Below are 21,090 nucleotides of genomic sequence, written 5' to 3' on the forward strand. Positions count from 1 at the left end.
GAGCGTGCGCGAGCACCGGCGCACAGCACTTCCTCGTCCGTGACGCGACACGGTCCGAGGTGAAGTGGTGGGCGCCTGCGGGCGATTGCGCCGGCGCATGGGTAGTGTCCGCCCCGATGCACCGGGCCTGCGGCATCGCGGTCCGCCAGAGGGAGGATCACCATGGCCGAGCGTGGGCACGGGGCCGTAGCGGACGAGGGGTCCGCGGCGGGGCCGCCGGAGGCTCGCCGGGCGAGTGCGCGGGAGACCGTGCGCCTCGCGGTGGTGATCGGGGCGCTCGGGGTGGTCTTCGGTGACATCGGGACCAGCCCGATCTACACCCTCCAGACCGTGTTCAGCCCGAGCGACCCGCACCCGGTCCCGGTCAGCACGCAGAACGTCTACGGGGTGGTGTCGCTGGTCTTCTGGTCGGTGATGGTCATCGTCACGGTCACCTATGTGCTGCTGGCGATGCGCGCCGACAACGAGGGTGAGGGCGGCATCATGGCGCTCATCACGCTGGTGCGGCAGTGGAGTTCGCAGCGGGGGCGGCGAGCCGCCGTAGTGCTGACCGGACTTGGCATCTTCGGCGCGTCGCTGTTCTTCGGAGACAGCATGATCACCCCGGCGATCTCGGTGCTGTCCGCGGTCGAGGGACTCAAGGTCGTCGAACCGTCGCTGGACGACGCGGTCGTGCCCATCACCGCGGTGATCATCGTGATGCTGTTCCTGGTGCAGCGGCGGGGGACCGCGGCGGTGGGGCGGGTGTTCGGGCCGGTCATGATCCTCTGGTTCGTGGCCATCGGCGCGTGCGGCGTCGTGGCCATCGTCGATCACCCGGCCATCCTCCGTGCCCTGTGGCCGAGTTACGCCCTGGGCTTCCTCTTCGGCCACTTCGGCACCGCCTTCTTCGCGCTCGCCGCGGTCGTGCTCGCGGTCACCGGCGCGGAGGCCCTCTACGCGGACATGGGGCACTTCGGCCGCCGGGCCATCACCCGCGCCTGGATGTTCCTCGTCTTCCCCGCCTGCATCCTGAGCTACCTCGGCCAGGGCGCGCTGATCCTCGACGACCCGGCCAACATCAGCAGCCCGTTCTTCCTGCTCGTGCCGCACTGGGGACGCTGGCCGATGGTCCTGCTCGCCACGGCGGCCACGGTGATCGCCTCCCAGGCCGTGATCACCGGCGCGTACTCGGTCGCCTCCCAGGCGGCCCAACTCGGTTACCTCCCGAGGCTGCGGATCGCGCACACCTCCGAATCCACCATCGGCCAGATCTACGTCCCCTGGATCAACTGGCTGCTCATGGTCTCGGTCCTCACCCTCGTCTTCGCGTTCCGCAGTTCCGCCGCCCTGGCCTTCGCGTTCGGCATGGCGGTCACCGGCACCATCACCATCACGACCTTGTTGTTCTTCTACGTCGCCCGCGCGAAGTGGGCCACGCCTCTCTGGCTCATCGCGACCGGCGCGACCCTGCTGCTCTCCGTGGACCTGCTGTTCGTGGCGGCCAACCTGACCAAGTTCGTGCACGGCGCGTGGCTGCCGCTGCTGATCGGCATCACCGCGTTCACCGTCATGACGACCTGGCAGCGTGGCCGCGAGGTCGTCACCGCGGAACGCGCGGAACACGAGGGCTCGTTGCGTGAGTTCGTCGACCAACTCCGCAGCGGGGAACGGCCGGTGCTCCAGGTCCCCGGTACGGCGGTGTTCCTCAACCGGGGCAAGCGGACGGCGCCCCTGGCCATGCGCGCCAACGTGGAACACAACCACGTACGGCACGAGCAGGTCGTCATCCTCTCCATCGAGACCGAACCCGTGCCCCGCGTCCCGGCCGACCGGCGGATCGTCGTCGACGGCCTCGGCTACGCCGACGACGGGATCGTCCACGTCACCGCCCGGTTCGGCTACATGGAGACACCGGACGTGCCGGCCACGCTGGCGATGCTCGACCCGGCCGACACCGAGGGGCCGTTGCTGCTCGACCAGGCGTCCTACTTCCTGTCGACGATCGACCTCCGGCGCGGCCCGGCCCCGACGATGGCCCCCTGGCGCAAACGGCTGTTCATCGCCACGTCCCACATCACGGCCGACGCCGCCGAACACTTCGGCCTGCCCCGCGACCGGACGATCATCATGGGCTGGCACATCGAGGTGTAGCCATGCCTGTGGTCCACGGCCCGTCGCACCGCGGGAGTTGAGCGCGGGCGACGCCATTCGTGGCCGCGACGCACGCGCGCCGCGGCCATGAACGGCTCATGGTTCCCGGTGGCCGGTGGTTCCGTCAGCCGGGTCCTAGAACGGTGCGCAGAGGCCTGCCTGGCTGGCGCAGGCGCGGAGGTTCGGGTCCCAGCTGGTGTTGGAGCTGGAGAAGTACACCTCCGGTACCCAGCCCCAGTTGCCGTTGTCCGCCTCGGTGAAGGCCCAGGCGTCGTTGCAGTAGCCGCCGGAACAGAAGTTGGAACTCAGGGTGTCCCCGCGGAACCAGTTGATGTTGGCGCTGTTGACGGTGCCCACGAGGGAGCTGGACCCGGGTGCGGAGCGCACCCCGATGCTGCCGCCCCACAGACTGCAGTAGTTCACCTCGCCGGCGCCGTGGTGGGAACCGCCCGAGATGTAGGAGTAGGTGACGTTGCAGGCCGTGTCGTACTGCGCGCTGGAAGGCGCGGCGGAGGCCGGCGCGGCGGTGACGCCGAGGGCCGTGACGACGGCCGCCGCCATGACGGCGAACGTCGCGGCCAGTGATGTCGCGGTGTTTCTCACTGTTGTCTCCTCGTGGTGGTGGTCGTGAGCCTGTTCGGTTCGGTGGCCGGTGGTGCGGGGTGACCTCTCAGCCGCGCAGGGCGAACGTTCCCGGGCCCTGCCCGAGCGCGAGATCGCGGCGTCCTATCCGGTCGGCGAGCCGCGCGAGGCGGTCGTCGGACGGCGGGACGTCGATCTGGAAGTGGGCCTCATAGGGGGTGCTGAAGGTGCCGCCCCACCGCACGACGCCCGCGCAGTCGGCGACGATGTCGGCGATCGCGGCGCGTTGCGCGGGGAAGAGGGTGCCGGTCGCGCCCGGCGGATGGGCGCCCGGGCGGAGGGCGACGGCGGTGCCGGAGGCGTAGTTGGTCCGGAAACCCGTCAGGCCCCGCGGTGCCCGGAAGCCCTGGACGTCGTCCGGTTCGAGCGCCTCGATCTCGTAGTGGTAGCGGCTGATCACATGGACGAGCACGGCGGAGGCCGCGCCGAGCCGCAGCGCGACGGTGGCGCCGGTGCCCGGTACGGCCCTGGTCCATACGGCGCCCCCGATGTCGGCGCCCTTCTCCATGGGCCAGCCGTTCGCGCTGGTGTCGCCCGTGCGCGGATCGACTCGGGAGGACGGGCCAACTGCGCGGCCCGGTGCGTCCGTTGCCGCTACGGCGGCGGTTGCGAGTCCGGGTACCGCCACGGCGGCGGCGAGTCCGGTGGCCGTGCGCAGCAGCACGCGCCGGGTCGGGGCAGGGCTGGGTAGGGACATGGCGTGGCTCCGGGGAGAGAGGGGGAAGTACGTGAGTGGGGGCGCGGTCAGTCGCGCATGAGGCTGTTGTACTTCTCGAAGACGGCGTAGAGGCCGATCATCGCGGTTCCGTACTGCCGCGCCCCTTCGCCGGTCCCGTTGTACCGGCCCATGATCCCTTGGCTGTCGGCGTCGCTGCTGGTCACCGAGGGGCGTGCGACGCCGATGAGGCCCGCTCCCTGGACGAGGACGGCCGGCATGGTGCTGATGTTGTAGACGTCGTCGTCATGGAGGCTGTGCCACATGGTGCTGAGGTCGTCCGCGTTGTCGGCGCTCATGATGCGGCCGGTGATGATGCCCGCGTCCACGCAGTAGTTGCGGGCGTCGATGCCGGTGTGCGCCCGGATCTGGCCGAGGCCGGTGCTGCTGTCGTCCACGACGCCGGCCTCCACGGCGTCGTCCGCGACCTTGTCGGCGAGGTTGAGGGCCCTGAGCTCCCACAGCAGCGGGCACTGGATCAGCGCCTTGCGCATGCCGTACGTGCGGGACAGCGAGGTGATCAGCCAGTCCAGGTCCATCACCATCTGGAACGACTGGGTGGTGGTGCGGATGCTGTAGGCCCGGGAGCCCTCGCCGCCCTGCTCGGGCACCCCCATGGAGTTGACGAAGTAGTTCTGCACGTCGGCGAGCAGGACGTCCCGGAAGAACGTGTCGAACCGGCCGTCCAGGTGGCTGTCGTCGTTCTCCTCCAGGAAGCTGCTCTGCCCCTCGTCACGGCCCGACGCGATGTCGTTGTCGATGGAGATCGCGCCGGAGCCGCTGCCCGCGGAGATCGTGGCGATCTGGTCGAACGACCAGTCGGCGGGGTGCGGGTAACCGAGGTTTCCCGAGAAGCCCGTCGACATGTCGGACAGGAAGCTGGCCGAGGTCAGCCCCTCCGCCCCGACCCTGCTGCACACGTTGCGCGGGGCGTAGATGCCGATGCGGTACTCGGGAGCGTACTCGTCGATGACGGCCTTGATGCCGCGGAAGTGCGGCAGGACGCTGTCGGTCACCTCGTAGTCGAGGGCGTCGAAGTCGACGGCGAAATAGATGCGGGTGCCGGCCTTGAAGCCGTAGTGGCGGGCGCGCTCGATCGCGGCGTGGGCGTCGGCGATGCCCTGCGCACGACGGAAGTACGCCGCCTCGCCGCCGTAGGTCTGATAGATCGGGAAGACGTTGAGGCCGTGCGCGGCGATGACCGTCAACTCCCCGGGCTGGAGCTGCTTGTTGAGGGTGGAACCCGGGACGTTGGAGAGGTAGCGGCCGACATACCGGTAGCCGGCCGAGTAAAGGGCCGTGGCGCGGGCGGCGGTGAGTTCGGTGACGGTGTCGCAGGCGGTGCCGGCGCGGGTGTTGTCGCCCGTGGACACCAACAGGGAGGCCCAGGTGGGGAAGTCGCCCTGGCCGTTCACGGTGATCCGTACGAAACTCTGGAAGTCCCGCACCCTGGAGGCGAGTCCGGCGTCGAAGGTGGTGGTGAAGGAGCTTCCGGGCCGCCGGTTGAAGAGCATCGCCGCGCTGAACAGGGCGACCCAGACGCCGGTGGAGCCCTGGGCCACGGGGTGGTCGCGCAGCCCTTGTTTCGTGGCGGGGCCGAGCGAACCCGTGGCCACGTCGTCGCTCATGCCGATCTCGTACTGGATGGCGTAGATCAGCGCCTTCTGCACGTCCCTGGAGAAGTTGCCGTCGCAGGGGATCACGAAGAATTCCCGGCGGCCGACGTAACGGCTGTTGAGCCACTGCTCGACGGAGCGGATGGCGTCCGTGCCGCCCTCGACGAGCACGTACGCGTCCATGGTCAGCAGGGCCTTGAAGACCTTGGGGGTCAGGCTGTCCCCGGGGTAGGCGGCGTCGACGCCCATGTTCCGCTTGAGGCTGCTGACGGACGCCGAGACGCGTTCCGTGTAGTCGCCGTTGATCTGGTCGCCGTCGTACCCCTTGCAGTACAGGGCGGACTGCACGATCCGGTAGATGTTGCCGTTGCGGGTGTTGCCGTCGATCACCGGGAAATGGGCCTGCAGGGCAGCCAGCGTGGCCGGTCCGAAACTGTCGGCCAGAGTGGTCATGCCCAACTCGTGCTGGAGCGCCCGCGTGAGCGCGAACATCACCGTCCAGCTGGTCCTGCCGTCGACCTCCACCTTCGGGATGCCGTCGACGTCATAGCTGTTGATGAATCTCTGAGCCTGTTCCACCATCGCGTCGGCCACGACCGGCTCTCCCCCTGCACCGTGCTCGGTCGGCTGACGGTGCACCGACAGACTTCGCGACGGGCGGTGGACTCGCAATGAATTCGAACACGCTCTAATACTCCAGTCGTACGTGTACGCCGCTCGCCCTGCGCGACCGGCGGCGCCGACCTGCGCCGACCTGCGCCGACCTGCTCCGACGGGCCCGCGGAGGCGTCGGCCCGAGCTGAATCACGGGTGGGTGGATGGACGAACGCAAGGTCAAGCTCAACGAGTTGGCGCAGGGACTGCGTCCGCTCGCAGAGGGGATCGAGTGGTTCGAAGGCCTTGCCGCCGACGAGCGGTTCGAGGTCCTGCGCGACCTCGGCGGGTTCTGCGTTCAGGCCCGCGCGACGCTGGAGGACGGCCCCGAGAGCGTGCGTCTGGCCGGCATCCGGCCGACGCACACTCCGGCGGTCCTGATCACACGCGGGCAACAGTTGTCCGCGCAGCTGACAAAGATCATCAATCTGCCGCAGGACGAGCGCGTGAAGGCATTCCGGCTTCTGGTGGCGCTGCTCGGGGTGGCCGACGGGCGCCGCCGGGAGCAGCTGTGCGCTGCCGGGTGCACCCATGCCTGGCACCAGCTGGTCCGGGAGGCGGGGCCGGTGGATTCGGGCTGAGCGGTGGGGTGTCGAGCCGTGGGGTTCGGTGGTGGACGCCGATGACGCGCGTGGGCGTTGTGGGTGATGCGGAGGGCGGCGGCGCACTGTCCCGAGGCTGTCGGCCGGTATGTCGCCGAGCGCGCCCCGGCCCCCAGCCCTCAGCCGCCGTAGGGGTCAAAGCTGTACGGCCGTGCGGATCAGCCCCGCGAGGGCGAGCGAGTGACTGTGGGCGGGCCAGGCGATGTGGGTGACGACCGGGGGCGCGTCGGTCAGGGGGACGGCGGTGTGCCCGGCCCACAGCCAGGAGCGGGCGGAGTCCGGGAAGACGGCCATGGTGCGTCCGAGGGCGATCAGTTGGGCCAGCTGTGTCTGGTCGTGGATCTCGGGGCCCGGGCCGGGCGGGTACGTGCCGTGGTGGGGCCAGCGGGCGGGCGGAAGATCGGGGATGTCGTCGATGTCGGCCATGGTCAACGCCTTGCGCGTGGCGAGGGGGTGCCCGGCGGGCAGGACGGCGATCTGCCCCTCCGTCATCAGCGCCTCGGTGTCGAACCCGGCGAGGGAGTTGTACGGCGCGTGCATGAGCGCCACATCGGCGCGGCCGTCGCGCAGCAGCTCCGGCTGCTCGCACATGCCGCACGGCAGCACCTCGATCTCGGCGGCGCCGGGCTCGGAGACGTAGGCGGCGAGGAGCTTCCGCAGCAGGTCGTGGGACGCGGCGGCCTTCACCGCCAGCACCAGACGGTCGCGGGAACCGCCCGGACGGTCGGCGCCACCCGCACGACGGGTGCGGCGAGCGGCGGCGGTGCTCGCGTCGAGGGCGGCGCGGCCCTCGTGCAGCAGGACCTCTCCGGCACCGGTCAGGGCGACGCCACGCCGGTTGCGCTCCAACAGGCGGACGCCGAGGCGCCGTTCGAGCTGCTGGATGGCCCGGGACAGTGGCGGCTGGGCCATCCCGAGGCGCTCGGCGGCGCGGCCGAAGTGCAGTTCCTCGGCGACCGCCAGGAAGTACCTCAACTCGCGGGTCTCCAGGGTGTCCATGGCCACAGCGTAACTCCCGGGTGATACCCACCGGGTATGACAGGACACCGAATCGGTGTTGGCCGCACCGCTCGCCCGCGAGTGACGATCAACGGCATGAGCGAAACGAAGACCGCGAAGACCGCGCTGGTGACCGGCGCGAACAAGGGAATCGGCTACGAGATCGCGGCCGGGCTGGGTGCCCTCGGGTACCGGGTGGGCGTGGGAGCCCGCGACGAGGCCCGGCGCGAGAGTGCCGTGGAAAAGCTGCGCGCCGGCGGAGTGGACGCGTTCGGGGTGCCGCTGGACGTGACCGGCGACGAGAGCGTCACCGCTGCCGCGGAACTGGTCGAACGGCGGGCCGGGCGTCTGGACGTCCTGGTCAACAACGCCGGCATCTCAGGAGACATGGGACCGGGATGGATCCAGGACCCGACCACGCTCGACGTCGACCTGGTCCGCACGGTCGTGGAGACCAACGTCCTCGGCGTCATCCGCGTGACCAACGCGATGCTGCCGCTGCTGCGCCGCTCGACCGCGCCCCGCATCGTCAACATCTCCAGCGCCGTCGCCTCCCTGACCCGCCAGGCGGACCCGGACATCGACATCGGCCCCGTCATGGCGGCCTACTCCCCGTCGAAGACGTTCCTCAACGCCGTCACCGTCCAGTACGCCCGCCAACTGGCCGACACGAACATCCTCATCAACGCCGCCTGCCCGGGCCTGGTCGCAACCGACTTCACCGGCTTCCACGGACCCCGCACCCCCGAGCAGGGCGCGGCCACCCCGATCCGTCTCGCCACCCTGCCCGACGACGGCCCGACCGGGTCGTTCTTCGAGGACGACGGGGTCGTTCCCTGGTAGCCCGTCACCTGTCGGCGACATCACCCGTACGGCCCCGCCCTGCTGCGAGCGACCACCCCGCACCCGACCCTGGGAAAGCCGACCGCACGCCGGTGAAGTGCCCGTGCCTCCGCCCGGGCCGCCCGTGGTCGCGGCATGAAGGCGTCAAGGCGTCAAGGCATCAAGGAGGGACGGCGTTCATGGCGAAGGCTTACCTGGTGGGAAGCGGTGTCGCGGCCTTGTCGGCGGCGGCGTTCCTGATCCGTGAGGGTGGGTTCGTGGGGGCGGACGTCGTGCTGCTTGAGGAACAGGACCGGGAGGGCGGCAGCCTGGACGCGGCCGGGTCGCCCGCGGCCGGGTACACGATGCGTGGTGGCCGGATGTTCGAGATCCACTTCGACTGCACGTACGACCTGCTGGGGTCGATCCCGTCGCTGGACGACCCGTCGAAGTCGGTGACCGAGGACACCTTCGCCTTCCACGAGGACTTCGCCTGGGACGACCACGCCCGGCTCGTCGACGCGGCGGGCAAGGTCGTCGACACGCACTCCATGGGCTTCTCCGAGCGCGACCGGCTGGAGCTGGTGAAGTGCGTGGGCACCCCGGAGAAGCTGCTGGACGGCAAGCGCATCACGGACTGCTTCAGCGAGGGCTTCTTCCGCACGAACTTCTGGTGGATGTGGTGCACCACGTTCGCCTTCGAGCCGTGGCACAGCGCGATCGAGTTCCGCCGCTACCTCAACCGCTTCGTGCACCTCTTCAAGACCTTCGACTCCATGTCGGGGATCTACCGGACCCGTTTCAACCAGTACGACTCCATCGTGCGGCCCCTGTCCAAGTGGCTGACCGAGCAGGGGGTGACCGTCCAACTCGGCACCCGCGTAACCGACTTGCGTCTCGCCGACGGGGACGCTCTCACCGTCGAGGCCCTCACCTGGACGCGGGAGGGCCGTAGCGAGGAGACGGAACTCGGCCCCGGCGACCTGGTGTTGGTCACCAACGGCTCGATGACCGCCGACTCCACGCTCGGCTCCACCGACACCGCACCCGTGCTGAACACCTCCGGCGACGCGGGATCCTGGCGGCTGTGGGAGACGCTCGCGGCGAAGCGACCGGGTCGGCCGGACCGGTCGGACCGGGCGGGTCTGCTGGGGGACCCGTCGGTCTTCAACTCCTCCGTCACCGACTCCACTTGGGTGTCCTTCACGGTGACGACGAAGGATCCGACCTTCTTCGAGTTGATGGAGAAGTTCAGCGGCAGCGAGGCCGGCAAGGGCGGGCTGATCACGTTCAAGGACTCCAACTGGCTGCTGACCATCGTCCTCAACCACCAGCCGCACTTCCGCGAGCAGCCCGAGGACACCTTCGTGTGGTGGGGCTACGGCCTCTTCCCGGACAGGGAGGGCGACTTCGTCCGCAAGCCGATGCGCGCGTGCACGGGCCGGGAGATCCTGGACGAGGTCCTGCAACATCTGCGCTTCGAGGAGGGCCCGCAGATCCTCGACCACTCGATCGTCGTCCCGGCGCTGATGCCGTACATCACCAGTCAGTTCCTGGTGCGCAGTTCGGGAGACCGACCACAGGTCGTCCCGGAGGGCTCCACCAACCTGGCCTTCATCGGCCAGTACGCCGAGGTCCCCGACGACGTCGTCTTCACCGTCGAGTACTCGGTACGCACCGCCTGGACCGCCGTAGCCCAACTCCTGGGCCTGGAGCGGCAACCACCGCCCGTCTACAAGGGCGGCCACGACCCGAAGGTGCTGGTCGAGGCCCTGCAGACGATGCACCGCCGCTGACCTGCCGAACGAGCGGACGAGAACACCCCCTGGCATCGGCAGGCCAAACGGCCCTAAGATGCCGGGGTTTGACCACCTGCATCTCCATCTGCACCTGTACCTGCACCAGCAAGGCGACAACCGCACCACCTACGCGTGCGACCGGGGGAAGCCGGTGGGAATCCGGCGCTGACCTGCAACCGTGTGCGGCCCGGCAGGGTCGCGAGTCGGAGCACCCGGCGTGCGTCGTGTTCCGAACCGCTTCCCACTGTCATGGTCCGCAGCGCGAAGCCGAGAGCCTGGTCCGCCGACGGGTGCGTCGCGCGGGCCGCTCGGTGCCGTCCCGCGGGCCCGACCACGCCAGGAAGGCAACCCCTTGCGCCGGACGACCGCACACCGTGCCCTGCTCGCCACCACCGCCCTCGGCCTCGCCCTCACCTCAGCGCCGGCCGTCGCCGCGACTCAGCCGGCGGCCGGTACGAACGCCCCGATCGGAGTGACCCTGACCGTGCAGGGGCCGGACGGGCTCCTCTACAGGGGGAGGATCAGGACCAAGGGGCACGAGGTGACGACCGCCACCGGCGGCACCCACACCTGCGACGGCACGAACGGCGGCGCCAACCCCGGCGCCGTCCCGACCCCGACCGCCGCCCTCGACGACGCGGCCCGCAAGCGTCACTTCACCTGGGACGGCACCTGGTACGCCTCGTTCGACGACTACTCGGTCGACACGATCAAGAACGTCTCCGGGGGCGGGACCGCCTACTGGAACATCTCCGTCAACGGCACCCCGACGCCGGTCGGCGGCTGCCAGTTCAAACTGAACCCCGGCGACAGGGTGGCCTTCACCTGGACCACGTTCTGAGCGGAGGGGCTCACAGCGTGCGGGCCTCGGCGGCGGTGACCGGCCGCCCGGCCCGCACCCCGTGCAGGACATGGGCCAGCACCTCCGCACCGCGCACCACTCGCGGCCCCGGACGGTTGAAGTAGGACGGTCCGTCCACCACCCAGACCCGGCCGTCGCGTACGGCCGGCAGCTCCGCCCAGCCCGGCAGCCCGGTCAGCAACTCGGCCTCGCGCAGGGTCCGTTCGGGTGGGAAGCCGCACGGCAGGACCAGCATCACGTCCGGTCGTGCGGCCCGCACCGCCTCCCAGGTCATGGGCTTGGTGTGTTCGCCCGGCGAGGCGAGCAGCGGAACACCCCCGGCCGCCGTGATCTGCTCGGGCACCCAGTGCCCGGCGGGCCACAACGGGTCGAGCCACTCGACGGCCACCACGCGAGGCCGCTCGCGTCCGGCGACCGAGGCGCGCACCTGGTCCAGCCGCGCTCGCAACCCGGCCCGGCGCCGCTCCGCGTGCTCCCGTACGCCGAGCAGCTCGCCGACCGTGACCAGGCAGTCCAGCACGTCGCCCAGCGTGCGCGGCTCCAGACTCAGCACACGGGTGTCCGCGTCCAGCAGCCGTACCGTCCGGCTCACGCTCTCGTACGACACCGCGCACACATCGCACAGGTCCTGCGTGAGCACCACGTCGGGGCGCAGGCTCGCCAGTGCCCCGGTGTCCAGCGTGTAGAGCGAGGAACCGGAGTGCGCCGAGCCGCCCACCGCGTCGGAGATCTCCCGGCTGGTGAGCCGGTCCTGGTCCAGGTCCGCACCGGTCACCACCGGCACCGAGGCCATCTCGCGCGGCGGCCAGTCGCACTCGTGCGTACGTCCGACCAGCCGCGCGGACAGCCCCAGTTCGGCGACGATGTCGGTCGCGGCGGGCAGCAGGGAGACGATGCGCATGCCGCGACCCTACGACCCCGGCTCCGGCGTCAGGCGCCCCAGCGCACCGCGATCGTGTCGCCGACGCTGATCATCTGCTGGCGGGTCGCGCCGGTGAAGGCGGCGCCGTCGACGCTCACCTTCCATGTCCCGGAACCGCTGTTGGCCTTGCTGTTGAGCGTGGTGATCGTGCCCGTGCCGGACGACGGGGTCACGCCGGTCACACAGCCCGAGGGGGTGGCGGCGCTGGTCGCCGCGTCGAGGACGGCGCCGAGTGTCGTCGTGGTGCCGGTCGGGGTGAGCGCCACCGAGCACACGCCGAGGCCGCCCGCGCCGTCGTCAACGGTCAGCGCCAGCCTCGTCGCCGTACCCGAAGTGAACGCGGTCTGACCCACCCACTGCGCAGCCCCGCTGGTGACCGGGGCCGGCGGGGCGGCGGTGAAGCCACCGCCAACCACCGCGCGCAGCCCGTCGATTGACGCGTAGGCAGACGGACTCGTGTCGCTCGGCAGGTACTTGAAGCCGCCGCCCGGGTTGAACTGCTGGGCGATCAGGAAGTCGACCGGCGTCTTGCCCATGGAGGTGAGGAAGTCACCGGTCTGCGGGTTGATGCCGCAGGCGTTGAGACCGGAGACGGCCCAGCCGTTGGAGTCGGTGTTGACGCCGAACAGGGCGTTGAACGCGCCGCTGGCCGCGACCAGTTTGCTCTTCAGGAACGCCTTCGCCTGCACGATGTCGGTGTCCGTGTTGGGTACGCCGGACACGCACAGGGCCGCCATCGCCGCCCCGGTCATGTCGATGTCGCTGGTCGCGGCGAGCTGCGTCGCGTTGCCCTCGGCCTTGCTGTAGTTCCAGCCGCCGTCGTTGTGCTGGTTGGCCCGGAGCCGCGTGATGATCGTGTCCCGCAGCGCCTGCGGGACACGCTGCACACCGGACTGCGTCTTCGCGCCGTTCAGGGCCAGCGCGGCGAACACGGTGCCGTTGAAGTTGGCGGACGGACCGAAGTAACCGGCCTCCGCCGTCTGCCAGTAGCCGTAGATGTCCGCGACGAGATTGCGCCCCGCCGACACCCGGGCCGGATCGATCCCGGCGGCGTACGCGTTCAGCGTCGCCCGCTCGTAGTCGGTGACCACGGGGGAGGCCGAGGGCCAACTCGCCGTCGACAGCAGGGTCCGGTAGACCGTTCTGGCGTTCTTGCTCGCGTCGCCGCCCGGCGTCACGTCCGCCGCAGCGGTGCCCGCCGCGGCGAGCGCGCTGAACGCCCACTCGTTGGACAGCCCCGACCCGGCGTACGAACCGTCCGCCGCCTGAAGGGACTTGAGATACGCCACACCGTTGGTCCTCGCGGTCGCGATCTGCGCCGGGGTGGCGGTCGCCGCCGCCGGCGAGGTGGTGAGCGTGAACGCGCCGAGGGCTGCCGCCGTGGTGAGGACGCCGTGGCGGAGGGCAAGGGTTCGGGACATGGCCTGCTCCTGGGATGAGGGACGCCGACCGGCCCGTGCCGGGCCATGACGGCCTGCGGAGCAGCGGGCGTGGCCGGTGTCCGAAACGCGTGGACCGGCTACCAAAAGTGCTTCGCCGCTTGGGCATTCGGGCTCGGGACGACCCCCTGTCGTCCCACACCGCTGCGCGTCAGCCCCGGACTCCCACCGGGTTCCCCCACTCGGCAGAGCGGGACGGTACTCGACGAACCTCGCCGTCGCCAGCGCTGCTCCGGACAACCCACGGGGCGACCTGTGACCCGGCTTGACGCTTCCTGTGAACCATGTTCAAATCCGGCTGATACGCAAAGAGTTCCAGGGAAAGCCGGTCGAAACCCGGCGCTGACCCGCAACCGTAGGCCCGGCACCGCCGGGCGAGCCGGAACGCCTGGAGCGTGTTCATCAGCAACAGACGCCGTCGCGGACTACGGCGTGGTGCGACCGCCTTCCGTGCGCGGGGATCTCCCCGTGCGCCGGGGGCTCTCAGCCACGTTCCCACCCGCGCCGGACCGGCGGGACGAGGGGGACGCGGTGGGAACCGTAGAGCGAAGAGACGGCCGGATCGGCACACGACCCGGGCCGCTCGCGGCACTTGTGTCGGCGCTGCTCGTCCTGCTGGCCGCCTGCATGACATTCCTCACGACGACACCCGCGGTCGCCGATCCGATCGGCGACTGCACGGCCACCAGGGGTGCCGTCGTCGCCGTCGACTTCGGACCGTTCGCCGGAAAGGTCGAGCGCGGCTGCGACACCACCCCGACCACCGGCTACGACCTCCTCCACGAGGCCGGCTTCAGCACGACCGGCACCCAGCACGACGGCCCGGCGTTCATCTGCCGCATCGGCTACGGCGCCTTCAACTCCGGTACGCAGTACCCCACTCCGGACAAGGAGTCCTGCGTCCTGACCCCGCCCGCGACGGCGTACTGGTCCTACTGGACCGCCGCGCCCGGCCAGGACACCTGGTCCTACAGCCAGTACGGCGCGATGGACCGCAAGCTCAAGGACGGCGACGTGGACGCCTGGGTGTACGGCGGCACCGACATCGGCGGCAGCACGGGGAAGCCCACCTTCAGCCCGGACGACGTACGCGCCGGCGGCACCGGCACCCCCCACCCGGGCGGCACACCCACCGGCGCCCCCGGCGACATCGACGTGACCGCCGCCGCGAGCTGGCTCACCTCCCAACTGACCGACGGGGAACGGGTAGGTGACGACGGTGCCGATACCCCCAACTACCTGCTGACGACCGAGACCGCCTACGCGCTGGCCGCCGCGAACGGCAGTAGCGCGGCCCTCGACAAGATCACCGCCTTCCTGGCCGCGCACACCGACGACTACGCCTACCCGGCGGGCGGGACCGAGGCTCCCGACGCAACTGCCGCCGCCCGTCTGGCACTTCTCGCCGAGGTCACCGAGAGCGATCCGACGAAGTTCGGCGGCCACGATCTGATCGGCGACCTCGCGGCCAACGTCTGCGCGGCCGGCCCGGAGTCCGGTGAACCCACCCCCGGCTGCACCGCCAAGGGTGACTTCCGCAACGCGACCTACACCGACGGCCAAGCCCTGTCCGTACTGGCCCTGTTGAGGGCCGGGACCACACCTCCGGCCGACACGGTCGCCCGGCTCACGCAGGTCCAGTGCGCGGACGGCGGTGTCACCAGCATCCTGATCCGCACCGGCGAGTTCTGCGACGGCGACCCGGCCACGACCGGGCTCGTGGCCCTCGTCCTGCACACGGCCGGCGGCCACGAGGACGCGGTCGCGAAGGCCCGTGCGTACCTCGGCAAGGTCCAGCGCGCGGACGGCGCCTTCCCCGGCTACACCGGTTCGACGACCGGCAGCGTCGCCGCGACCGCGTACGCCGCCGAGGCCCTGCGCGCGCTGGGCGACACCGGGCGCGCCGACTCGGCGGTCGGCTGGCTGTCGAGGCAGCAACTCGACGGCGGGGGCTTCGGGTTCGAGGAGGGCGCCACCGACCCGGCGTTGTACCCGACCCCGCCGGCCGTCCTCGCCGGAGCGGGCACCAGCCTGGTCACCCTGACCACGAAACCGGCCGACCCCACCGACCCGCCGACCAGCGAGCCGCCCACGACACAGCCCAGCACCACCCCGTCACCGGACGACGGCCCCGACCTCAAGAAGGGCGTGGCCTACCTCACCAGCGCAGCCAACCTCCAGCAGGGCCAGTACTATTCGGCCGGACCCGGCACCTCCCGCGCCGACTTCGGCCTCACCATCGACGGCGCCTACGCACTCGCCGCCACCGGCCTGAACAACGCCGAACTGCGCGGCATCGTCGACTTCCTGGACCAGGGCGGCAAGGACGGCGAGGGCCGTACCGTGAACGACTGGACAGGCACCGGCACCGCGTACGCGGCCGGCGGCTCCATCGGCAAGACCGCCCTGCTCGCCGAAGTGGTCGGCCGCGATCCACGCGACTTCGGCGGCAAGGACCTCATCGCCGCGCTCGACAAGGCGGTCTGCGCCAAGCCGAGCACCGCACCCGACCGCTCCTGCGCGGCCAAGGGCGCCTACACCTACGCGCCGTCCGTCTTCGCCCAATCCCTCGCCCTCATGGCGCAGTTGAGAGCCGACGACAAGACGGCAGCCGAGCGGCCGATCGCCTATCTGGAGAGCCTCCAACAGGACAACGGCGCCTGGCCGAGCCTGATCCCGTCCACCAAGGACTCCGACGTCGACTCCACCGCCATCGCCGTCATGGCGCTGGACCTGGCAGGCGGCGACAAGGCGGAGCGGGCCGTGGCCAAGGCGCTCGGCTGGCTCGCCTCCAGGCAACTGTCCGACGGCGGCTTCCCGGGCGCCGCGGGGGACTCCGTCAACTCGGCCGCGCTCGCCGTACAGGGGCTGTCCCTCGACGCCGGAAAATACGCCCAACAGATCACGCGGGCACGGAAGTTCCTCGCCGGACAGCAGAACTCCGACGGCGGCTTCAACGTGGCCAAGGGGGGCCAGCGGGGCTCCGATCTACGAGCCTCGACGCAGGCCGTGGGCGGTAGCACCGGCATCTCCTTCGGCACACTGATCCGCGACTTGAGCGGCACGTCGCCCCAGCCCACCCCGAGCGTGAGCGCGAGTGCACCCGACATCGTGACCCCCGGCGGGGACACGGGTGGCACGGGAGGATCAACAGCAGGCTCCGGCGGGGGAGTTCTCGCCTCCACCGGTGTACAGGTCGGCACCCTCACCGGGATCGCCGCGCTGCTGGTCCTCGTCGGCTGGCGCACGGTCGTAGGTGCTCGTCGGCGGACCGGTGTCAGGGGTCCGCGATGATACCAACACGCCTTGTCCGCACGGTCGTTCGTGCCGTGGCCGCGCTCGGACTGACGGCCGCCGCCTTCGGTGCGAGCATCGCCCCGGCCGTAGCCGACCCGCAGTCCATGGGCCGTTGCACCACCACCTCCGGAGTGGTCCTCGCCGTCGACTTCAGTCACTGGGGCGGTCCGATCCTGCGCTCGTGCGGGACGACCCCCACGACCGGCTACGAGCTGCTGAACCAAGGCGGTTGGGGCACCACCGGTACCGGCCACGACGGTCCCGCCTTCATCTGCCGGATCGGTTACAGCGGCTTCAAGAGCGGCAGGCAGTACCCGACGGCCGCCCAGGACGACTGCGTCCTGACCCCGCCCGCGTCCGCCTACTGGTCGTACTGGCACGCCGACCCGGGCGCGACGACCTGGCAGTACAGCCAACTCGGCGCCATGCTCTACAAACCGAAGCCTGGCAGCGTCGACCTGTGGATCTTCGGCGGCACGAACATCGAGGGTACGGAGGGCCGTCCCACGGTCACCCCCGACCAACTCCGCGCCCACAACACCCAACCGCGGGGCGACGCGGCCAAGCCCGCCTCCACCGCCAAGGCACCCACGCTCACACCGGGCGTCGACACGGGCCCCGCCCCCGACCGGCCCCAGCCGACGAAGTCCGCCGCGGCGAAGCCCAAGCCCACACCCGCGCGGTCCAACAGCCCATCCCCGAGCCCGAGTTCGAGTCCGACCCCCACACCTGAGGCGGCCACCCCGAGTCCGAGCACCAAGGTCGTCGACGCGGCACCCGCCGCCGACGTACGACACGACTCCGGCTCGGTCCTCCCCATGGTCACCGGCGTCTCGCTGATCGTGCTGGTCGGCGGTACGGCGGTGTTCGTCGCGCGCCGACGCCGTCGTACGGAATGACCGCCGTGGCCCGTACGGGAGTTGAGGCGGCCCTGCCCGGGTCCGGTGCCGCGCCGGACCCGGGCGGCCGTCGCCTTCCGCGCACGCTGCACCCCGTGGCCTGGTGGATCTGGGCCCTCGCCCTCGCCACCGCCGTCAGCCGCACCGCCAACCCGCTCCTGCTGCTCCTCGTCCTGGCCGTCCTCGGCTACGTCGTGACGGCCCGCCGTACCGAGGCGCCCTGGGCGCGGGGCTTCAAGTACTACCTGTACCTGGCCCTCACGGTCGTCGCGATCCGGGTCGTCTTCCGGGCCGTGTTCGCCACCGGCATCACACCCCGCGACCACTTCCTCTTCTCGCTGCCGCACATCCCCACCCCCGACTGGTACGCGGGCATCCAGATCGGTGGCCCGGTCTCCCTGGAAGCCGTCCTGTCCGCCGCCACCGACGGACTGCGGCTGGCCTGCATGCTGTGCTGCATCGGCGCCGCGAACACCCTTGCCAACCCCAAACGCGCCCTGCGCGTCCTCCCCGGCGCCCTCCACGAACTCGGGGTCGCCGTCACCGTCGCCATCAGCGTGGCACCCCAACTCGTGCAGAGCGTCCAACGCGTCGCGCGCGCCCGCAAATTGAGAGCCGGACGCGCCAACGGCCTGAAGGCGCTGCGTGGCATCGTGGTCCCCGTCCTGGAGGACGCCCTCGAACGCTCGCTGCGCCTGGCCGCAGCCATGGACTCCCGCGGCTACGGCCGGGCCGGCACCGCCACCCGCAACTCCCGCCGGGCCACAGGGGCGTTGATGCTGCTCGGCATGTGCGGCCTCTGCGCCGGCGCCTACGGCCTGCTCGACGCGACCGCCCCGCGTTTCCTGGGCCTGCCCGCCATGGCGTCGGGCGCCGTGCTGTGCCTGGCGGGACTGCGGCTCGGCGGGCGCCGGGTCGCCCGGACCGCCTACCGGCCCGACCCGTGGCGGCTGCCCGAGTGGGCCGTCGCCGGGAGCGGTGTCCTGTCCGCCGTGCTGCTGTTCAGCAATCTCGGCTACAACGCGGCGGAGCTCAACCCCTCCATCTATCCGCTGAGTTGGCCCACCCTGCCCCTGGTGCCGACCGCCGCGATCCTCCTCGCCGGAACGGCCGGATTCCTCGCACCCCCGCCCAGCCCCGCGCAGAGAGGCCGCGCCTCGTGATCACCTTCGACCAGGTCACCGTCCAGTACGAGGACACGGCCGAACCAGCCCTGCGCGAGGTCGACCTGACCGTCGAGGAAGGCGAACTCTGCCTCGTCGTCGGCCACACGGGAGTCGGCAAGTCCACGCTCCTCGGCGCCGTCAACGGACTCGTCCCGCACTTCACCGGCGGCACCCTCTACGGCCGCGTCACCGTGGACGGCCGCGACACCGCACACCATCCGCCGCGCGAACTCGCCGACGTCGTAGGGGTGGTGGGCCAGGACCCCCCGGACGGTTTCGTCACCGACACCGTCGAGGAGGAACTCGCCTACGCCATGGAGCAGTTGGCGATCCCGCCCGCCACCATGCGCAAACGCGTCGAGGAGACCCTGGACCTGCTCGGCCTCGCCGACCTGCGCCACCGCGCCCTGCACGAACTCTCCGGCGGCCAGCAACAACGCGTCGCCATCGGCTCCGTCCTCACCGCCCACCCCCGGGTCCTCGTCCTCGACGAACCCACCTCCGCCCTCGACCCCACGGCCGCCGAGGAGGTCCTCGCCGCCGTCACCCGCCTCGTCCACGACCTCGGCGTCACCGTCCTCATGGCCGAGCACCGCCTCGAACGGGTCGTCCAGTACGCCGACCGGATCATCCACCTCCCCGGCGACGGCCGCGCGGTGATCGGCACACCGGCCGACATCCTGCGTACGTCCACCATCGCGCCACCGATCGTGGAACTCGGCCGGGCCGCCGACTGGTCCCCGCTGCCGCTGTCCATCCGCGACGCCCGGCGCGCCGCCGCGCCCCTGCGCACCCGGCTGACCGGACGCACGCCCGGCCCCGTGCGCCCCGCCCAAGTCGCTGTCGGCCCACGGCTGTTGACCGCGCGCGGAGTGACAGTGACCTACCACGGCGTACCGGCCGTCCGAGAAGTCGACCTCGACCTGCACGGCGGCCAGGTCACCGCGCTCATGGGCCGCAACGGCTCCGGCAAGTCCTCCCTGCTGTGGGCCCTCCAGGGCTCCGGCCCGCGCCGCGCCGGAACCGTCGAGGTCGCCGACGCCCCGGGCGACCAGCGCGACCTGTCCGCCGCCGACGCGCGAAAGGCCGTAGGCCTGGTTCCGCAGACCCCTGCAGACCTGCTCTACCTCGAAAGCGTCAAACAGGAACTCGGCCAGGCCGACAGCGAGTCGGCCTCCGGAGAATCCGCCCGCGCCATCCTGGACAGGCTCGCGCCCGGTGTCCCCGACGACACGCATCCACGCGACCTGTCCGAGGGACAGCGGCTGGCGCTCGTCCTGGCCATCCAACTCTCGGCCGCACCACGGGTGTTGCTCCTCGACGAACCGACACGCGGCCTCGACTACCGCGCCAAGACGGAACTCGTCCGGATCGTCGACGCGCTCGCCGCCGAAGGGCGTGCCGTCGTCATCGCCACGCACGACGTCGAGTTCGTCGCCTGCGCCGCCGACCGGGTCGTCGTCATGGCCGAGGGAGACATCGTCGCCGACGGACCCACCACCGAAGTCATCGTCGCCTCACCGGTGTTCGCCCCGCAGACGGCGAAGATCCTTGCTCCACTGCCCTTCCTGACGGTCAATCAGGTACGGCAGTTGCTGGGTGGGGAGCCCCGGTCATGACCGCCCCGGCCATCCGGCTCACCCCGCGCGTCGGCATCGTGATGGTGCTCGCCGCGTTCCTCGGACTGGTCGCGTTCTTCTGGCCGTTCGTCGTCGCACCGGGCACGTTCGGCTCCAACTACGCGCCCCCGCTCATCTTCGGCGTGCTCCTGGTGCTCGTGCTGTGCGTCGTCCTGTCCGAGATCGCCGAGGGCGGCATCGACTCCAAGGCCCTCGCGATGCTCGGCGTCCTGTCCGCCGTCAACGCGGCACTGCGTCCGCTGGGCGCCGGTACCGCGGGCATCGAGACCGTCTTCTTCGTCCTCGTCCTCGCCGGCCGCGTCTACGGCCCCGGCTTCGGCTTCGTCCTCGGCTGCACCTCGCTGTTCGCCTCCGCGCTCATCACGGGCGGGGTCGGGCCCTGGATGCCGTACCAGATGTTCGGCTGCGCCTTCGTCGGCATGCTCGCCGGGTTCCTGCCCCGGGCGCGGGGCCGGTACGAGGTGCTGATGCTGGCCGTCTACGGGTCGCTCTCCGGCTACCTGTTCGGCTTCCTGCTCAACCTCTCCTTCTGGCCGTTCTCCCTCGACCCGAACAGCTCCATCGCCTATCTGCCCGGCCTGCCGTTCACCGAGCAGTGGCACCGCTATCTCGCCTTCGACCTGGCCACGTCCCTGGGCTGGGACACCGGCCGCGCGGTCACCAACTTCATCTGCGTCCTACTGGCCGGGCCCGCGGTCCTCACCACCTTCCGCCGGGCTGCCCGCAAGGCCCGCTTCCGGGCACCCGTGCGCTTCGCGGCACCCGCACCGGTTGCTGATCCGGACGGTTCCCGAGCGCCCGGTCGACCCTCCAAGTCCCCTTGGACCGCGTCCGGTTGACCGCCGACCGCCGACCGCCGACCGCCGACCGCCGACCGCCGACC

16 protein-coding genes and 1 riboswitch are annotated in these 21,090 nt (G+C 70.9%); of the genes, 10 read left to right on the plus strand and 6 right to left on the minus strand.

Going from position 1 to position 21,090, the window contains the following annotated elements:
• Window positions 1-162: 162 nt before the first annotated feature.
• The gene (locus tag OG226_RS46145) at window positions 163-2,133 is read left to right on the plus strand and encodes a potassium transporter Kup (RefSeq protein WP_329352521.1); all 1,971 of its coding nucleotides are present in this window, start codon (window positions 163-165) and stop codon (window positions 2,131-2,133) included.
• 135 nt (window positions 2,134-2,268) lie between these two features.
• Here the strand turns inward: OG226_RS46145 and OG226_RS46150 are convergent, their stop codons facing one another.
• From OG226_RS46150 to OG226_RS46160, 3 genes are all read right to left on the minus strand, one after another.
• Window positions 2,269-2,736 carry a hypothetical protein gene (locus tag OG226_RS46150; protein WP_328685489.1) on the minus strand — a complete coding sequence of 156 codons (468 nt, stop codon included), beginning with the start codon at window positions 2,734-2,736 and terminating at the stop codon, window positions 2,269-2,271.
• Window positions 2,737-2,803: 67 nt separating this feature from the next.
• Window positions 2,804-3,472 (minus strand): hypothetical protein, encoded by a 669-nt coding sequence (locus OG226_RS46155; RefSeq protein WP_328685490.1) that lies wholly within the window; start codon window positions 3,470-3,472, stop codon window positions 2,804-2,806.
• Window positions 3,473-3,519: 47 nt separating this feature from the next.
• On the minus strand, window positions 3,520-5,700 hold the full coding sequence (locus OG226_RS46160; protein WP_329352522.1) for a glycoside hydrolase domain-containing protein: 2,181 nt from the start codon (window positions 5,698-5,700) through the stop codon (window positions 3,520-3,522).
• 224 nt (window positions 5,701-5,924) lie between these two features.
• Between OG226_RS46160 and OG226_RS46165 the strand changes: the two genes are divergently transcribed.
• Window positions 5,925-6,341 carry a DUF5958 family protein gene (locus tag OG226_RS46165; RefSeq protein WP_329352523.1) on the plus strand — a complete coding sequence of 139 codons (417 nt, stop codon included), beginning with the start codon at window positions 5,925-5,927 and terminating at the stop codon, window positions 6,339-6,341.
• 156 nt (window positions 6,342-6,497) lie between these two features.
• On the opposite strand, the gene OG226_RS46170 is transcribed toward OG226_RS46165, so the two are convergent.
• Window positions 6,498-7,361 carry a LysR family transcriptional regulator gene (locus tag OG226_RS46170; RefSeq protein ID WP_328685493.1) on the minus strand — a complete coding sequence of 288 codons (864 nt, stop codon included), beginning with the start codon at window positions 7,359-7,361 and terminating at the stop codon, window positions 6,498-6,500.
• Window positions 7,362-7,457: 96 nt separating this feature from the next.
• Here OG226_RS46170 and OG226_RS46175 point away from each other — a divergent pair, with 96 nt between their 5' ends.
• The 3 genes from OG226_RS46175 (at window position 7,458) to OG226_RS46185 (ending at window position 10,823) form a co-directional block, all read left to right on the plus strand.
• Window positions 7,458-8,204: an SDR family oxidoreductase gene (locus tag OG226_RS46175; protein WP_329352524.1), complete on the plus strand. Its 747-nt coding sequence runs from the start codon at window positions 7,458-7,460 to the stop codon at window positions 8,202-8,204.
• Window positions 8,205-8,383: 179 nt separating this feature from the next.
• The gene (locus tag OG226_RS46180; protein WP_329352526.1) at window positions 8,384-9,979 is read left to right on the plus strand and encodes an oleate hydratase; all 1,596 of its coding nucleotides are present in this window, start codon (window positions 8,384-8,386) and stop codon (window positions 9,977-9,979) included.
• Between the two features lie 355 nt (window positions 9,980-10,334).
• Window positions 10,335-10,823: a DUF4430 domain-containing protein gene (locus tag OG226_RS46185; protein WP_329352528.1), complete on the plus strand. Its 489-nt coding sequence runs from the start codon at window positions 10,335-10,337 to the stop codon at window positions 10,821-10,823.
• Window positions 10,824-10,833: 10 nt separating this feature from the next.
• Here OG226_RS46185 and OG226_RS46190 read toward each other — a convergent pair whose 3' ends face one another.
• Window positions 10,834-11,745, minus strand: coding sequence for a cobalamin-binding protein (locus OG226_RS46190; protein WP_329352530.1), 912 nt, complete (start codon window positions 11,743-11,745; stop codon window positions 10,834-10,836).
• 29 nt (window positions 11,746-11,774) lie between these two features.
• Window positions 11,775-13,187, minus strand: coding sequence for a hypothetical protein (locus OG226_RS46195; protein WP_329352531.1), 1,413 nt, complete (start codon window positions 13,185-13,187; stop codon window positions 11,775-11,777).
• Window positions 13,188-13,308: 121 nt separating this feature from the next.
• Window positions 13,309-13,384, minus strand: a riboswitch (cobalamin riboswitch).
• A gap of 352 nt (window positions 13,385-13,736) precedes the next feature.
• Here OG226_RS46195 and OG226_RS46200 point away from each other — a divergent pair.
• From OG226_RS46200 to OG226_RS46220, 5 genes are read left to right on the plus strand one after another with little or no spacing between them, the layout of a single operon-like run.
• Window positions 13,737-16,499, plus strand: a complete 2,763-nt coding sequence (locus OG226_RS46200; RefSeq protein ID WP_443066962.1) for a prenyltransferase/squalene oxidase repeat-containing protein — start codon at window positions 13,737-13,739, stop codon at window positions 16,497-16,499.
• Window positions 16,496-17,401, plus strand: coding sequence for a hypothetical protein (locus OG226_RS46205; protein WP_329352533.1), 906 nt, complete (start codon window positions 16,496-16,498; stop codon window positions 17,399-17,401). The genes OG226_RS46200 and OG226_RS46205 overlap by 4 nt, the downstream gene beginning before the upstream one ends.
• Window positions 17,398-18,564, plus strand: coding sequence for an energy-coupling factor transporter transmembrane component T (locus tag OG226_RS46210; RefSeq protein WP_329352535.1), 1,167 nt, complete (start codon window positions 17,398-17,400; stop codon window positions 18,562-18,564). Before OG226_RS46205 ends, OG226_RS46210 begins: the two co-directional genes overlap by 4 nt.
• Window positions 18,561-20,186, plus strand: coding sequence for an ABC transporter ATP-binding protein (locus tag OG226_RS46215; RefSeq protein WP_329352537.1), 1,626 nt, complete (start codon window positions 18,561-18,563; stop codon window positions 20,184-20,186). The genes OG226_RS46210 and OG226_RS46215 overlap by 4 nt, the downstream gene beginning before the upstream one ends.
• On the plus strand, window positions 20,183-21,046 hold the full coding sequence (locus OG226_RS46220; protein WP_329352539.1) for an ECF transporter S component: 864 nt from the start codon (window positions 20,183-20,185) through the stop codon (window positions 21,044-21,046). Before OG226_RS46215 ends, OG226_RS46220 begins: the two co-directional genes overlap by 4 nt.
• Window positions 21,047-21,090 lie beyond the last annotated feature (44 nt).

The sequence above is a fragment of the Streptomyces sp. NBC_01261 genome, assembly GCF_036226385.1.
Lineage (GTDB): Bacteria > Actinomycetota > Actinomycetes > Streptomycetales > Streptomycetaceae > Streptomyces.